Annotated in this window: 13 protein-coding genes and 1 tRNA gene; 7 read left to right on the top strand and 7 right to left on the bottom strand. The window is 74.2% G+C overall.

The window, feature by feature from the left end; translation table 11 throughout:
• Window positions 1-22: 22 nt before the first annotated feature.
• The gene (locus ACSLIC_RS24100; protein WP_436739794.1) at window positions 23-1,045 is read right to left on the bottom strand and encodes a DUF5937 family protein; all 1,023 of its coding nucleotides are present in this window, start codon (window positions 1,043-1,045) and stop codon (window positions 23-25) included.
• A gap of 396 nt (window positions 1,046-1,441) precedes the next feature.
• Here ACSLIC_RS24100 and ACSLIC_RS24095 point away from each other — a divergent pair, with 396 nt between their 5' ends.
• The 3 genes from ACSLIC_RS24095 (at window position 1,442) to ACSLIC_RS24085 (ending at window position 6,224) form a co-directional block, all read left to right on the top strand.
• Window positions 1,442-3,427, top strand: a complete 1,986-nt coding sequence (locus ACSLIC_RS24095) for a hypothetical protein (protein WP_436739793.1) — start codon at window positions 1,442-1,444, stop codon at window positions 3,425-3,427.
• Window positions 3,428-3,434: 7 nt separating this feature from the next.
• The gene (locus ACSLIC_RS24090; RefSeq protein ID WP_436739792.1) at window positions 3,435-4,919 is read left to right on the top strand and encodes an ABC transporter substrate-binding protein; all 1,485 of its coding nucleotides are present in this window, start codon (window positions 3,435-3,437) and stop codon (window positions 4,917-4,919) included.
• A gap of 93 nt (window positions 4,920-5,012) precedes the next feature.
• Entirely contained in the window at window positions 5,013-6,224 is a 1,212-nt protein-coding gene (locus ACSLIC_RS24085) for a CaiB/BaiF CoA transferase family protein (RefSeq protein WP_436739791.1), read from the top strand.
• Window positions 6,225-6,471: 247 nt separating this feature from the next.
• On the opposite strand, the gene ACSLIC_RS24080 is transcribed toward ACSLIC_RS24085, so the two are convergent.
• The gene (locus ACSLIC_RS24080) at window positions 6,472-7,026 is read right to left on the bottom strand and encodes a type 1 glutamine amidotransferase domain-containing protein (protein ID WP_436739790.1); all 555 of its coding nucleotides are present in this window, start codon (window positions 7,024-7,026) and stop codon (window positions 6,472-6,474) included.
• A gap of 414 nt (window positions 7,027-7,440) precedes the next feature.
• Here ACSLIC_RS24080 and ACSLIC_RS24075 point away from each other — a divergent pair, with 414 nt between their 5' ends.
• Together ACSLIC_RS24075 and ACSLIC_RS24070 are read left to right on the top strand one after the other, a co-directional pair.
• Window positions 7,441-8,304: a glycoside hydrolase family 16 protein gene (locus ACSLIC_RS24075; protein WP_436739789.1), complete on the top strand. Its 864-nt coding sequence runs from the start codon at window positions 7,441-7,443 to the stop codon at window positions 8,302-8,304.
• 172 nt (window positions 8,305-8,476) lie between these two features.
• A complete protein-coding gene (locus tag ACSLIC_RS24070) occupies window positions 8,477-8,917 on the top strand; it encodes a helix-turn-helix domain-containing protein (RefSeq protein WP_436739788.1) in 441 nt (146 codons plus the stop codon).
• Between the two features lie 44 nt (window positions 8,918-8,961).
• On the opposite strand, the gene ACSLIC_RS24065 is transcribed toward ACSLIC_RS24070, so the two are convergent.
• From ACSLIC_RS24065 to ACSLIC_RS24055, 3 genes are all read right to left on the bottom strand, one after another.
• The gene (locus tag ACSLIC_RS24065; RefSeq protein ID WP_436739787.1) at window positions 8,962-9,564 is read right to left on the bottom strand and encodes a ClpP family protease; all 603 of its coding nucleotides are present in this window, start codon (window positions 9,562-9,564) and stop codon (window positions 8,962-8,964) included.
• A 1-nt stretch (window position 9,565) separates the two neighbouring features.
• Window positions 9,566-10,201 carry an ATP-dependent Clp protease proteolytic subunit gene (locus ACSLIC_RS24060; protein ID WP_436739786.1) on the bottom strand — a complete coding sequence of 212 codons (636 nt, stop codon included), beginning with the start codon at window positions 10,199-10,201 and terminating at the stop codon, window positions 9,566-9,568.
• A 299-nt stretch (window positions 10,202-10,500) separates the two neighbouring features.
• Window positions 10,501-10,574 (bottom strand) — tRNA-Pro (locus ACSLIC_RS24055).
• A gap of 137 nt (window positions 10,575-10,711) precedes the next feature.
• On the opposite strand from ACSLIC_RS24055, the gene ACSLIC_RS24050 reads away from it, so the two are divergent.
• The gene (locus ACSLIC_RS24050) at window positions 10,712-11,407 is read left to right on the top strand and encodes a transketolase (RefSeq protein ID WP_436739785.1); all 696 of its coding nucleotides are present in this window, start codon (window positions 10,712-10,714) and stop codon (window positions 11,405-11,407) included.
• Between the two features lie 59 nt (window positions 11,408-11,466).
• Window positions 11,467-12,378, top strand: a complete 912-nt coding sequence (locus tag ACSLIC_RS24045; protein WP_436739784.1) for a transketolase family protein — start codon at window positions 11,467-11,469, stop codon at window positions 12,376-12,378.
• Here ACSLIC_RS24045 and ACSLIC_RS24040 read toward each other — a convergent pair.
• Window positions 12,356-13,669, bottom strand: coding sequence for an MFS transporter (locus ACSLIC_RS24040; protein ID WP_436739783.1), 1,314 nt, complete (start codon window positions 13,667-13,669; stop codon window positions 12,356-12,358). The genes ACSLIC_RS24045 and ACSLIC_RS24040 overlap by 23 nt on opposite strands.
• Window positions 13,670-13,789: 120 nt before the next feature.
• Window positions 13,790-14,149 carry an MmcQ/YjbR family DNA-binding protein gene (locus ACSLIC_RS24035; RefSeq protein WP_436739782.1) on the bottom strand — a complete coding sequence of 120 codons (360 nt, stop codon included), beginning with the start codon at window positions 14,147-14,149 and terminating at the stop codon, window positions 13,790-13,792.
• Window positions 14,150-14,161 lie beyond the last annotated feature (12 nt).

Raw genomic sequence — 14,161 nt, 5'->3', positions numbered from 1 at the left:
GGCCCCCTCGCCCCTGTCCCGTTCACCGGGGCGGGGGCGCGGCCGTTGCCGGCTCCTCGCCACCGCGCAGCAGCGCCAGGCCGAGCGGCGTACGCGCGTACGCCACGGCGCGCCCGATCCGGCGCCGGGTGACCAGGCCGCTCTCGCGCAGCGCGGTGAGATGGGCGGAGACGGTGGCGGGGCTGAGGCCGTGGGCGCGGGCGAGCCGTGAGGTGGTGGCCGGCTCGTCCAGGGCCGCCAGGAGCCGGGCCCGGGTCCGCCCGAGGAGGCGGGCGAGCGCGCGGGGCGCGGCCGGACCGCCTTCGCGCCACAGCTCGCCGACGCCGCGCGCCGGGTAGATGAGGGTGGGCTGCCACGGCGGGTCGGTGACCACGGTGAGCGCCGGCCAGACGAAGGCGCTCGGCAGGAGCAGCAGCCCCGCCCCGCCGAGCCGCCGCACCGCCCGGTGCGGAGCGTCGACCCGGAGGGTCCCCGGCTCCTCCCAGCCGACCGCCGGGTGGAGGCCGGTGAGGGTGCGTCGCAGTCCGGCCGCGGCCAGCTCCCGGGAGCGTACGGCGATGTCGGCCTCCAGGAGGTCCCGCACCCGCGCCCACCGGGGTGCCAGCAGGTTCCGCCAGCAGTCGCGCAGGAGTTCCGTCAGCTCCCGCAGCGTGCGGCCGGGGTCGGCGAGCAGGCGGGCGGCGGCCTGGGCCGGGGGCGGCCCGTCCCGGCCGGGCCCGTGCAGGGTGCGCCGCAGTTCCGCCTCGACCTGGACCAGCGGGGTGGCGGCGACCCGGCCGAGCTCCTCCTCGATGTCCGCGTGCGGTCCGGTGGGCGGCGGGGTGAGGAAGTCGGGGGTGCTCCCGGTGCGCGGCAGCAGCAGGGCGAGCGGCGCGGTGCGGGCGGGGTCGTGCCCGGCGGCCACCTCGCGCAGCCACGGCCGGTGGTACGCCTGGCGGCGTGGCTCGGCCAGCGTGCGCACGGCGGCCACCGTCTCCCACAGCGGTGAGAGCGCGAACCGGCAGCGCAGCAGGTCCGCGCTGCCCACTTCGAGACGTACGGACACCCGCGCCCCCTCCGGCGGCCGGGTCGTCGAGGATGCGGCCCGGAAACGAGTCCATTGAACCGGGTGCCGCCGCTGGGTTTCGCGTTCCGTCCGGGGCTCGCGATCGCCGCCGCGCTGCTGGTGGCCGGACCCGGGCCCCTCGACTGCCTGACTTTCCAACACCCGTGCGCCTTAAGGTATTTCGCAAGTGCGAGCTACGCGCGTACCATCGCGGACCACCGTCGCGCAGGCGTCCCGGGTGGCGGCGGAGGGTACGGGAAGCGCAAGGGGCGCGCCCCGGCCGGACAGGCCACGGGGAAGCGGGACCGCGCCGGACGCTCGGCGGTGCCGGACCGGGACCGCGCTTTGGGGGCCGGGCCGGAGCGGGAAGAGCACGGACGAGGGGGACTCGGCAAGGTGACGGATTCGGCGGTGGGCGCGGGCGTCCTGGGGCGCTGGGGGATCGTCACCCTGGCGGGTGAGGCGCTGGGCCGCCCACCTCAGGAGGAACGGCCGGTGACCGTCCTGCTCGGTCCGCGCGGCAGCGGCGCCAGCGAGACCCACAGCGCCCTGATGGAGCGGTACGGGCCCTCCTACCCCTTCGCCTACCTGCGGTTCGCCCCCGGTCAGGCGCTGCTGCCCCGGTACGCGCTGGGGTTGCTGGCCCGGCAGTTGGAGCGGCGGCTGCCGCAGTACCGCCGGATGTCGTTCCCGCTGCTCACCCTCGGTCTGCTCGCCTCCGACGAGGACCTGTCGATGGCCTCGCTGGAGGAGGGGCGGCGCTCCATCCAGCAGCGGCTGCGTCATTTCCAGCATCAGGCGGAGAGCCGCTACGGCGACTACCTGGCAGCCTTCTTCGAGGTGGCGGGCGGCGCGATCGGCGCCCCCGAGGGGGCCTCCACGGCGGCCCTCGCGCTTCTCAACGACGCGCTGCGGCAAGGCCGTCGGCGGCTGCCCGGCGGCAACCGCTTCGGGCACGCCGCGCACTGGTACGGCGCCCATCCGCTCACCCGGGCCCAGGACCGCTGGGAGGCGCTGACCGAGCTGAACTCCTGGCGCCACCGGGGTAACGAGGAGGACCGGGACCGGCTGGACCGCATCCTGTTCTCCGCGTTCCTGGAGGATCTGCGGCGGGGCGCGGCGCCGTCGTTCTCGCCCCGGTCGTTCCTGCTCCTGCTCGACCAGGCCGACACGCGGTACGGGCGCCGCTTCCTGGACCTGCTGCTGCGTGCCCGGCACGACGACACCGTGGTGGCGAGCGGCCCCTGCGACCCGCTGACGGTGGTGGCGAGCTGCAACCGGTGGCTGCCGCGCTGGGGCCCCGCCTCGGGCGAGCAGTGGCCGTGGCAGCTGCGGGTGCCGGACGGGGCGTCGCTGGAGGACTGGCGGGCGCACCGGCCGCCCCGGGACGGCGAGGACACCTGGTGGTACCCGGTCCGGCTGCGCGACCTCCAGCAGGAGGAGGTGCACACCCTCGTGGAGAAGCAACTGCACACCCACCCGGGCCTGTCGCCCTTCACCCGGCTGACCCCCTTCATCCACCGGCTCACCGGCGGGCTGCCGAAGGGCGTCAGCCAGGTCCTCCAGGCGCTCCAGCGGGCCGACGGCGAGCGGGCGCCCGGCCCGGCCCAGGAGCGCTGGCTCAGGACGCTGCCGGACCGGATCGTGCTGGTCGGCGAGGAGCAGCGGACGCTGGCCGACGCGGCGCTGGACTCGCTGCTCGACGGCTTCGACGGGCGGGAGCGGGACCGGCTCGCCGAGTGCGCGGCCGCGCCCGACCTGTACGTCGGCACCCAGGTGCTCGGGCACGGCGAGGCGCTCTTCACCCAGTTGCGCATCCGCCGCCTGATCGACGGGCCGGGGGCGTTCACCCCGGCCCTCCATCCGTGGCTGCGGCGGCTGCTGCTGTGGAAGCTGGCCGGGCGGCCCAGTGACTGGGACGCCGCCCACGACCTGCTGGCGGAGCACGCCCGGGAGGCCGGCAGGACGTCCGGCCGGATGTACCACCTGCTGGCGACCGGCCGCCTGGAGGAGGTCAGCGACCACCTGCTGGGCCGTTTCGACACGCTGCCGGCGACGACCTGGATCAGCGAGTTCGACAAGGTCACGGCGGCGCCCAACCGGCTGACGAGCGTGGGCGGGCCGCTGGAGCTGCTCGCCACCCTGGCGCCGCCGGAGCCGGGCGGCGCGGTGACGGGCCGCTCGGTGGTGCGCGGCCTGGTGGCGGCGCGCTGGCTGTGGAGTGATCCGCTGGCGGACCCGGGCATGCGGCTGGGCCATGTACTGGCGGACGGATTCATCCAGCTCTCGCGGCTGGGGAGGAGCGACAACGTGGCCCTGCTGAACGAGTCGGAGCGCTATCTGCACTGGCGTCCCTCGCGTACGACGACGGACGGGAGCTGAGGGCCGGATGCGCAGGATCGAATGGCCGCTGCACCTGGTGGTCCGCACCGTGGTGGGGGTCGTGGCCGCCGGAGCGCTGGTGGCGGCGGGTGTGGTGGCGTGGAACTGGTGGCAGGAGTCGCGGGCCATCTGCCACGAGGACGTCGTCCGGCGCGGGCCGCACGACGAGTGCGTCGGGGTGACGGCCGGCGACTACGTCTTCGCCCCGCACCTTCAGGACGTGCAGAAGCGGATCGCGAAGGAGAACGCGCGCGTCGAGGCGGAGGGCGAGGAGCACCCGTACGTCTCGGTGGCGTACCTGACCTCGTTCACCCTCACCGACGACGACAGCAACTCGGAGGACTCGGTCCGGCACGAACTGGAAGGCGCCTACCTGGCGCAGTACCGGCACAACCAGGGCGACCTCTCCGCCTCGCCGAAGATCCGGCTGCTGGTGGCCAACACGGGCAGCGACTCCACCCAGTGGGAGTACGCGGTCGACCGGCTGCTGGAGCGCAGGGACGGGCCGGACCGGCTGGTCGCCGTGACCGGGCTCGGACCGAGCACCGAGCGGAACCTCGACGCGCTGGAGAAGCTCTCCGAGAACAGGGTGGCGACGGTGGCGAGCATCATGACGGCCACCAACATCAAGGACATAGACGGCTTCGTGCGGGTCGCGCCGACCAACGTCGACGAGGCGCGGGCGGGCGCCGCGTACCTCAAACGGGAAGGGTTCAGGACGGCGGCGATCGTCCAGGACGACGCGAAGTCCAACCTGTACGCCGCGACCCTGGCGCAGGCGTTCCGCGAGGAGTACCCGGACGGCGAGCACCGGCTGGTCGGCGACTCGCTGTCGTACGACTCCTCGGTCTCCAGCGCCTGGGAGGGCGAGCTGCGGTACATCCCCGGCCACCTCTGCGAGGAGAAGCCGGAGGCGGTGTACTTCGCCGGGCGCGGCCGGCATCTGGCGCACTTCCTCAACGCACTGGCCAACCGCAGCAGTTGCAAGGACCGCGAGTTCACCGTGCTGACCGGCGACGACACCACCAACCTGACACCGCAGCAGCTCGCCGACGCGGCGCGGACCGGGGTGCAGGTGTACTACACGGGCCTGGCGCACCAGGACATGTACCGGAAGAACCCGCAGGCGGTGTCGAAGCTGTCGGCCGGCCACTTCCTGCCGGGCGGCCAGATGGACGAGTGGTTCCCGGACGACCCCCGGTACGACGGGCAGGACATCATCGGCCACGACGCGGTGCTCACCGCCGCGAAGGGCGTCGAGATGGCCTCCAAGTGGCAGGGGCAGGCCAAGGTGACCGGGCCTTCGGTGGCGCGGATGTTCCGCCAGATGTCCGGCGCGCAGCAGGTGGCGGGGGCCAGCGGCTTCCTCTCGTTCAAGGAGAACGGCGACCCGCGTGACAAGGCGGTGCCCATCCTGCGGCTCACCCCCTCGGGCCGCTCGGTCCTGGCCGACGTCTCCTCCGCCACGGGTGAACCGGCCCACGAGGACTGACGCGCCGCCCGTACGGCGCCGCCCCGCACCGGGTGCCGTACGGGCCGTGGGTACGGTGGGGGCCTTTGCCGCCGAGCCCGCCAGGAGCCCGCCATGCCCGCCCCGCCGCCCCTCCCCCTCGCCGGTGTGACGGTCGTCAGCGTCGAGCAGGCGGTGGCGGCGCCCTACGCGACCCGGCAACTGGCCGATCTGGGCGCGCGGGTGGTCAAGGTCGAGCGCACCGGCGGCGGCGACTTCGCCCGGCGGTACGACACCACCGTGCACGGCCAGGCCAGTTACTTCGTCTGGCTCAACCGCTCCAAGGAGTCGGTCTGCCTGGACCTGAAGTCTCCCGAGGGGCGGGAGATCCTGGAGGAACTGCTCACCGGGGCCGACGTCTTCGTGCAGAATCTGGCGCCGGGCGCCGCCGACCGCCTGGGTCTGGGCCCCGAGCAGCTCCAGTCCCGCCACCCCTCACTGATCCCGTGCCGGATCACCGGCTGGGGCGCCAGCGGCCCGTGGTCCGACCGCAAGGCGTACGACCTGCTGGCGCAGTGCCAGACGGGGCTGCTGTCGATCACCGGCACGCCCGGGGAGGCGGTCCGCTCGGGCATCTCGGTGGCCGACATCGCCGCCGGGATGTACGCCTACAGCGGCATCCTCACCGCGCTGTACACCCGGGCGGTGACCGGCCGCGCGCCGGCCGTCGACGTCTCCCTCTTCGAGGCGCTGGCGGAGTGGATGGGGCAGCCTGCCCTCTACACGGAGTACGGGGGCACGCCGCCGCCCCGGGCAGGAGCGCGGCACGCGACGATCGCGCCGTACGGCCCGTTCACCACCGCCGAGGGCAAGGACGTGCTGCTGTCGGTGCAGAACGAACGGGAGTGGGCGGCGCTGTGCACGGTGGTGCTGGGCACCCCGGAGCTGGCGGTGGACCCGCGTTTCGCGACCGGCCCGGACCGGGTCGCGCACCGGGAGGCGGTGGAGGAGCGGGTGGCGGAGCGTTTCGCCGCGCTCGCCACCGAGGAGGCGCTGGAACTGCTGACGGACGCCGGGATCGCGGCGGCCGGGGTCAACTCGGTGCCGGAGTTCCTGGACCACCCGGTTCTGACCGGCCGGGACCGCTGGCGGCGCGTCGAGGTGCCCGGGGCGCCGGCGCCGGTCCGGGCGCTGCTGCCCCCGGCCGACCTCGGCGGCGTCGAGCCGCGCATGGACCCGGTCCCGGCGGCGGGCGCGCACACCCGCCAGATCCTGGCCGCGCTCGGCCGCGCCCCCGAGGAGATCATCCGCTTGCTGGCGGCGGGGGTGGCGGAGGCCGACGACTGACCAGCCCGCCCCGCCGACAGACCCCTGGCGCAACGCGACGCGAAGGGGAACTGACGGCCCGGCTTGCGGTGGTCGGTGGGAGTGCCGGCGGGCTGGCGACAGCGCTCACGCCGGGGCGGCGGGGCGGCGGCGGGGCCATCGGGTCACGGTGTCGGACGGCGATCCGACCCGGGGCGCGCTGAGGGGTCCGGCGGTCTTCGAGGCCGTCGCCCGGCGCTTCCCCGGTCCCGCCACCCGCGCGGCCCGGTCAGGCGGTCAGGGTGGCGTCGATCTCGCGGAGGAACTCCTTCAGGTCACCGGGGTCCCGCGAGGTGATCAGGGTCCAGCCGCCGGTGTCGTCGGTCACCACGGCCTCGTCCACCCACTCGCCCCCGGCGTTGCGCACGTCGGTCCGGAGCGAGGCGTACGAGGTGAGGCGCTTGCCCTGGACCGCTCCGGTCTCCACCAGGGCCCACGGCCCGTGGCAGATGGCGGCGACGGGCCGGCCCGAGGAGGTGAAGGCGCGGACGATCTCCATGGCCTTGCCGTCGAGCCGCAGCGAGTCGGCGTTGAGGGTGCCGCCGGGGATGAGCAGCAGGTCGTAGCCGGAGGGGTCGACGTCGGCGAGGGCGAGGTCGGCCGTGCCGGAGTCGCCCGGGTCCTTGTCGCCGACCAGGGTGCGGATCTCGCCGGCAAGGACTCCGGCCACGTCGACCGGGGTGCCGTGGTCGCGCAGGTGCCGGACCGGCACCAGCAGTTCGTCCTGTTCGACACCGTAGTTGGTCACGATCGCCAGGACACGGCTCGGGTCGTTGTCACTCATGGTCATCCTTCCGGGTTTACGTCGTCGGGCAGGGATTCTCCCCCCTCAAAGTAAGACATTCCTCGCAGGTGCGGGCGTTCATCGCATCCCGTCGGGCTCGCGACCACCTGCCCGTGGCGCCCGGCGACACACCCCCCTCCGGGCACGATCAGCCTTCGCCGCGAACTCGCAGCCCACCCCTTCCACCCGCTTCACGACCTGAACCCCACCCGGCGCGATCCTCGCCCTCGCGAGTCAAAAGCTTCCGGGACACGCTTCCTTGACGCCCATCCAGGGCAAGGCTCAACCAACCCGTGAACGAACGGACCGGACCCCCACCCCGGCCCGCGCACCCCTCGGGCACGACTCCGCGACATCCGGCAGCCCCCACCGCATGACAGACCACGACGAACCGTGAAGCGATGTGATGCCACCGTGCACCGTTCCCGACGCCTCCCCACCGCCCTCTGGGCGGCCTCCCTCCTGTGCTGCGCGGGCCTTCTGGCCCCGTCGGCCACCGCGGCGGCCGACGAGTCGGCCGCCGCCGCCCGCACCATGGCCGTCACCTTCGAGGACACCTTCGACGGACCCGCCGGCTCGGCGGTCGACGGCGGGCGCTGGCAGTTGGAGACCGGCGACAACGTCAACAACCACGAGGACCAGTACTACACACCGGGCGCCGACAACGCCGCGCTCGACGGCAAGGGCAACCTGGTCATCACCGCCCGCAAGGAGAACCCCCACGACTACCAGTGCTGGTACGGGCGGTGCGAGTACACCTCGGCCCGGCTCAACACCGCCGAGCGGTTCAACGCCGAGTACGGCCACGTCGAGACCCGGCTGAAGGTGCCGCGCGGCCAGGGCATGTGGCCGGCCTTCTGGATGCTCGGCGCCGACTTCGGCCAGGTGGGCTGGCCCGCCTCGGGCGAGATCGACGTCATGGAGAACGTCGGCCACGAACCGTCGACGGTCCACGGCACCCTGCACGGCCCCGGCTACTCCGGCGGCGGAGGCATCGGCGCCGGGTACACCCTGCCCGACGGCGGGCAGTTCGCCGACGGCTTCCACACCTTCGCGGTGGACTGGGCGCCGGACCGCATCAGCTGGTCGGTGGACGGCCAGGTGTACCAGACCCGCACCCCCGCCGACACCGGCGGCAACCCGTGGGTCTTCAACAAGCCGTTCTTCCTGATCCTCAACCTCGCGGTCGGCGGCGACTGGCCCGGCAGCCCCGACGAGAACACCGCCTTCCCGGCGGAACTCGTCGTCGACCACGTCCGGGTGACGACCAGCGGCTGACCTGGCCAGTTCCTCCCCTGGAGGCCCGCCCCGGCACCGGAACCGCTCGGCGGTGCCGGGGCCGGGGACGTTCCCGGCGAGGGAGCGACCGGAATGCCCCGCTCCGCCTGGTTCGCCGCGGGCGGAACGCCGGACGGTGCGCGGGCGGCCGGGCCGCTCCTAGGCTGGGACGGTGAGCAACCACTCGGCGCACCAGAAGCGAGACGCCCGCCCCGGCCCCGGCCCCCGCCCCCGTGACCGGGCGGCGAAGGAGCCCCTCTGGCGGCAGGTGGTGGGTGGGGCGCTGCGCGGTGAGCGCCGAGCGCAGGGCCGCACCCTCAAGGAGGTCTCCGAAGCCGCGCGGATCTCCATGCCGTACCTCTCGGAGATCGAACGGGGCCGCAAGGAGGCGTCCTCGGAGGTGCTGGCCGCCGCCGCCGGGGCCCTCGGGCTGAGCCTCGCGGATCTGCTCGCCCTGGCCCAGCGCGACCTGGTCCCGGCCGAGCGGCGCGCCCGGCCCGAGGCACCGTCCGCACCGGCGGCGACGCTCCGGGTGGCGTCCGTGACCCGGCTGCCCGGCCGCCCGCCGGCGGGGAGCGGCCCGGCCCGCGCCGAGGTCCGGCTGGCCGCCTGAGTTCCCGGGTGGTGCCCCGGACCCCCGTACCAGGGCACCACCTCTCAGACCTGCGGCCGCCTGCGGGTGAGTACCTCGTCCGCCAGGCCGTAGGCGACGGCCTCCTCGGCGGTGAACACCTTGTCGCGGTCCAGGTCGGCCCGCAGCCGCTCCACGCTGTGCCCGGTGTGGCGGGAAAGGACCTCTTCGGTCTGGCTGCGGACCCGCGCCACCTCCTTGGCCTGCACGCTCAGGTCGGAGACGGTCCCCTGGCTGCCCCCGCTGGCCGGCTGACCGAGCAGCACCCGGGCGTGCTCCAGGATCAGCCGCCGCCCCGGATCTCCGCCCGCGAGCAGCACGGCGGCGGTGGAGGCGGCCTGGCCGACGCAGAAGGTCGACAGGGGCGCCGACACGAAGGTCATCGTGTCGTAGACCGCCATCAGTGAGGTGTACGAGCCGCCGGGCGAGTTGATGTACAGCGAGATCTCCCGGTCGGGCGCGACCGACTCCAGGTGCAGGAGCTGGGCGATGACGACGTTGGCGACGCCGTCGTCGATCTCGGTGCCGAGGAAGATGATCCGCTCCGAGAGCAGGCTGCTGTAGATGTCGAAGGCCCGCTCACCGCGCGCGGTGTGCTCGACGACGGTCGGGATGGTGTACTGCGCCATGTCAGATCCCCGCCTTCCGCCGCGCGCCGGAGGGGCGGACGTCCTCCAGGGTGCGGACGACCCGGTCCACCATCCCGTACTCCTTGGCCTGTTCGGCGGTGAACCAGCGGTCACGGTCGCTGTCCCGGCTGATCTCGGCCTCGCCGCGCCCGGTGTGCTCGGCCGTCAGCCGCTCGATGGCGCGCTTGGTGAACTCCAGGTTCTCGGCCTGGATGGCGATGTCGGCTGCCGATCCGCCGATGCCCGCCGACGGCTGGTGCATCATGATGCGCGCGTTGGGCAGCGCGAACCGCTTGCCGGCCGTCCCCACCGTCAGCAGGAACTGGCCCATGCTGGCGGCGAACCCCATGGCGAGCGTCGACACGTCGTTGGGGATCAGGCGCATCGTGTCGTAGATGGCGAGCCCGGCGGTGACCGAGCCGCCGGGGCTGTTGATGTAGAGGCTGATGTCGGTGCGCGGGTCCTCCGCCGACAGCAGGAGCAGTTGGGCGCAGACGCGGTTGGCGGAGGTCTCGTCGACCTGGGTGCCGAGCAGGACGATGCGCTGGGTGAGCAGCTGGCCGGCGAGCTGGTCGTCGTAACGGGTGGGGGCGGTCTCCGCGTCAGCGGCCGGCCAGGCGGGGTGCGAGGGGGCCATGTCCGTTCTCCTCAGATCCGGTGCGGGACGCCGATGCGCCCCGGTGACCTCACTCTGGCCGCCACCGGACGGCCGGAACCGGTTCTCTGCCCGGAGCAGATTCGCCACGGGCAGAGCGGCCCCCTCCGAAGCCGTCGCCGGCCTCTCGCCGCCCGCCCGGACGGCATGGCACCCCGGCACGAGAAGTACGCCTACTACGAGACCGGGCACCGGGCCGGCCGACCTCCCGGCCTCGGCCGGGACACGACGAAGGGCCGGTTCGGATCTCTCCGAACCGGCCCTTCCACGACTCTCACGAGTCGGGACGACAGGATTTGAACCTGCGACCCCTTGACCCCCAGTCAAGTGCGCTACCAAGCTGCGCCACGTCCCGGTGCCCGTCTGACCTGGGGTTTCCCCCTGGTTGAACGCGCAGGAAAACCATACCTCACTCGAGACCGTGGTCGCGCACCCCTTTCCCGGAGGGGGCGCTCTTGACCTCAAGTGAAGTTGAGGTCGCACGCTGACCGCATGACGATCACCACTTCGGGCACGGCCCCGTCCTACTCCGACATCCCCCGCCTCATGAGCCTCCAGACCGGCGACGAGAAGCACGGCGCGGCGGCCACCTCCACGCTCGATCCGCTCTGGGTGCTCTACGACCGGGTACTCCGGGTCACCCCGCAGACCGCCGAGGACCCGCGCCGGGACCGGTTCCTGCTCTCCAAGGGCCACGGCCCGATGGCGTACTACGCGGTCCTGGCCGCCCGCGGCTTCTTCCCCGAGGCGTGGCTGAGCGGTTTCGGCGGGTTCACCTCGCGGCTCGGCCACCACCCGGACCGGACGCTGGTGCCGGGCGTGGAGATCGGCAGCGGGTCGCTCGGGCACGGGCTGCCGATCGGCGTCGGGGTGGCGCTCGGACTGCGGGCGCAGGGGCTGACCGAGCCGAAGGTCTGGGTGATGACAGGGGACGCCGAGCTGGACGAGGGGTCCAACGACGAGGCGATCACCTTCGCGGGGCTGACCGGGCTGGACGCCCTGCACACCGTGGTGGTCGACAACGCCTCCGCCAGCCACGCGGCCCCCGGGCACCTCGCGGCCCGCTTCGCCGTGGCCGGCTGGTCCGCCGAGACCGTCGACGGCCACGACCACGAGGCGCTGTACCGGGCCTTCACCACGCCCCACGCGGGCCGCCCGCACGTCGTGGTCGCCCAGGTCGGCCGCTGACCGGTCGCTCCACCCGCCCCCCCTCCCCGCCACCGCCCCCCTTTCCGAAAGGACCTCCAGTGGACTCCATGCGCGACCGTTTCGCGGACACCGTGCACCAGCTGATGGACGCGGACCCGCGTGTCGCCCTGGTCATCGCCGAGATCAGCCGGGACCGGCTCCAGGGCGCCATCACCGCCCACCCGGACCGCGCCGTCAACGTCGGCATCCGGGAGCAGCTCCTCGTCTCCGCCGGCGCCGGGCTCGCCCTGTCGGGGCTGCGCCCGGTGCTGCACAGCTTCGCGTCGTTCCTGGTGGAGCGGCCGTTCGAGCAGGTCAAGCTCGACTTCGGCCACCAGGGGGTGGGCGGGGTGCTGGTCAGCTCCGGCGCCTCCTACGACAGGGCGTCCGGCGGCTACACCCACATGTCCCCTGGCGACGTGGCCCTCCTCGACACCCTCCCCGGCTGGACCGTGCACGTCCCGGGCCACGCCGACGAGGCCGAGGCACTGGTCCGCGCCGCCGTCGCCGCCGGGGACGACAAGGTGTACGTACGCCTCTCCGAGCGGGCCAACGCCGAGGGGCGGGCGCTGGACGGTACCCGGTTCCGGCAGGTGCGCGAGGGGCGTTCGGGGGCGGCCGTGGTCGCCGTGGGACCGATGCTGGACGCGGTCCTGGCGGCGACCGAGGGGCTGGACCTGACCGTGCTGTACGCGACGACGGTGCGCCCGTTCGACGGGGCCGGGCTGCGCCGGACGGCGGTCGACCCGGTCCGGGGGACGGCCCAAGTGGTGCTGGTCGAGCCGTACCTGGCGGGAACCTCGGTACGCGCCGCAGACGAGGCGCTCGCCGTGGTGCCGCACCGGCTGCTGGGGCTCGGCGTGGGCAAGGAGGAGCTGCGGCGTTACGGGCGGCCCGAGGAGCACGACGTGGCGCACGGTCTGGACCCGGCCTCGCTGCGCCGGGACATCAGCGCGTTCCTGGCACCGTAGCGGGGCTGGCCCCGGCGGGCCCGGGAGAACCCGCCACGGGCCGGTCCTCGGCGCGCTCCAGGTTCCGGATGGCGGGGACCGAGAGCAGGAGGGCGCCGACGACCAGGGTCAGCAGGCCGCCGGAGACGAGGATCACGTCGGTGCCGAGGAGGTCGGCGGCGGGACCCGCGAGGGCCTGGCCGACGGGCATCATCGCGAGCGAGCCGGCCACGTCGTAGGCGTGGATGCGGTTGAGCACCTCGGGGCGTACCTGCGTCTGGACGCTGGTGGCCCACATCACGCCCCAGAAGGACATGCCCGCACCCGCCACGGCCGCCCCGGCGCACATCGCGGGCACCCCCAGCCCCGCCCCGACGGTGCCGGGGAAGAGGCCGAAGGCGAGGACGGCGCAGGCCCCGGCGCGCAGCATCCGGCGTGGCCGGGCGCGCAGCGCGAGCAGGCCGCCGACGACGGTGCCGGCGCCGAGGGCGGAGTTGACCAGGCCGTAGGCGCGCGGGCCGTGCTCCTGGACGACGTCGGCGGCGACCAGCGGGACGGCGGGGCCGGAGACCGCCAGCATGAACAGCCCCCAGATCGCGATGACGCCCCACAGCCAGGTGCGGGAGCGGAACTCCCGCCAGCCCTCGACGAGGTCCCGGCGGAAGGCGGCGCCGCCCCTGCCGGTGGAGGTGCGGGGCGCGGCGGGCGGCAGCCGCAGCAGGACCAGGCAGAGGGCGCTGAGGCCGTAGGTGGCCGCGTGGGCGGCGAAGACGCCGCCGGGTGAGGCGAAGGCGACGAGCATGCCGGCGGCGGCCGGTCCCGCCAGTGACATCACGGACTCGGCGACGCGGATGGCGCCGTTGGCGCCCTGCACGTCGCGGGCGAGCCGGGGCACGGTGCTGGCGACGCCGGGCTGGAAGAGGGCGGCGGCGGCACCGTTGAGGGCGCCGATCACGCAGAGCTGCCACAGGACGACGTGGCCGGTGAAGAACATCACCGCGGCGAGCGTCTGGGTGACCAGCCGGACGGCGTCGGCGCCGATCATCAGCAGCCGGGTGCTGACCCGGTCGGCGACGACCCCGCCGAAGATCACCAGTCCCGCGAAGCAGGCGACCGAGGAGGCCATGGCGAGGCCGACGGCGCCCGCGCCGTACCCGTGCAGGAGGAGGCCGGCGGCGAGGGCGACGGGGAGCATGGTGTCGCCGAGCTTGGCGACCGCGCGGGCGGTGAAGAAGAGGCCGAAGTCTCGGGACCAGAAGCCTCGGCGGGGCTCCGGGTCCGGGGCGTTCTCCGCCTCGGTCGCTGCCGCCATGGCCGTCCGCCCTCCTCGCCGTGGGGCAGCGCCTCGCGCGCGCCGCCCGGGCGGGATCATGCCACGGGCGGGCCGGGAGGGCGCGTGGTTTTCCGGCCCGTGCCTCAAGGCGCCCGCGCCTCAGCCGCCGCCCGGTGCGGCCAGCTCCGGGTGGGCCTGGAGGAGGCGGCCGGGGGCGGCCTGGCGCCAGGAGTCGGTGAGGATGTCGCGGAGTTCGGCGAGGTCGTCGACGGCGGCGAGCCGGACCCGGACCCAGGCCGAGGACGCCTCGTGGCCGGCGACCCAGAACTTGTCCGGTTCGGCGAGGACCAGTTCGCCGCGCTCCTCCTTGGGGCAGCGGACGGCGAGAGAGGTCTCGTCCTCGGGAAGGGTGGCGTACATCTTCCCCGCGACCCGGAAGGTCGGCATGGACCAGGCGGTCTTCTCGGTGGTCTCGGGGAGCGAGAGGGCGATGGTGCGGGCATCCTGGGCTTCGGCCATGGCGGGAGGCTA

Source organism: Streptomyces sp. BBFR102 (genome assembly GCF_051397025.1).
Lineage (GTDB): Bacteria > Actinomycetota > Actinomycetes > Streptomycetales > Streptomycetaceae > Streptomyces.
The sequence above is the reverse complement of the archived record's forward strand: the minus strand, read 5'-3'. Positions and strand labels throughout refer to the sequence as shown.

Excerpts from the sequence above, each read along its gene's own strand:
- ACSLIC_RS24090 (WP_436739792.1), top strand. The coding sequence starts at position 3,435 with ATGCGCAGGATCGAATGGCCGCTGCACCTGGTGGTCCGCACCGTGGTG.
- ACSLIC_RS24035 (WP_436739782.1), bottom strand. The coding sequence starts at position 14,149 with ATGGCCGAAGCCCAGGATGCCCGCACCATCGCCCTCTCGCTCCCCGAG.
- ACSLIC_RS24080 (WP_436739790.1), bottom strand. The coding sequence starts at position 7,026 with ATGAGTGACAACGACCCGAGCCGTGTCCTGGCGATCGTGACCAACTAC.
- ACSLIC_RS24040 (WP_436739783.1), bottom strand. The coding sequence starts at position 13,669 with ATGGCGGCAGCGACCGAGGCGGAGAACGCCCCGGACCCGGAGCCCCGC.
- ACSLIC_RS24060 (WP_436739786.1), bottom strand. The coding sequence starts at position 10,201 with ATGGCCCCCTCGCACCCCGCCTGGCCGGCCGCTGACGCGGAGACCGCC.
- ACSLIC_RS24050 (WP_436739785.1), top strand. The coding sequence starts at position 10,712 with ATGACGATCACCACTTCGGGCACGGCCCCGTCCTACTCCGACATCCCC.
- ACSLIC_RS24085 (WP_436739791.1), top strand. The coding sequence starts at position 5,013 with ATGCCCGCCCCGCCGCCCCTCCCCCTCGCCGGTGTGACGGTCGTCAGC.
- ACSLIC_RS24065 (WP_436739787.1), bottom strand. The coding sequence starts at position 9,564 with ATGGCGCAGTACACCATCCCGACCGTCGTCGAGCACACCGCGCGCGGT.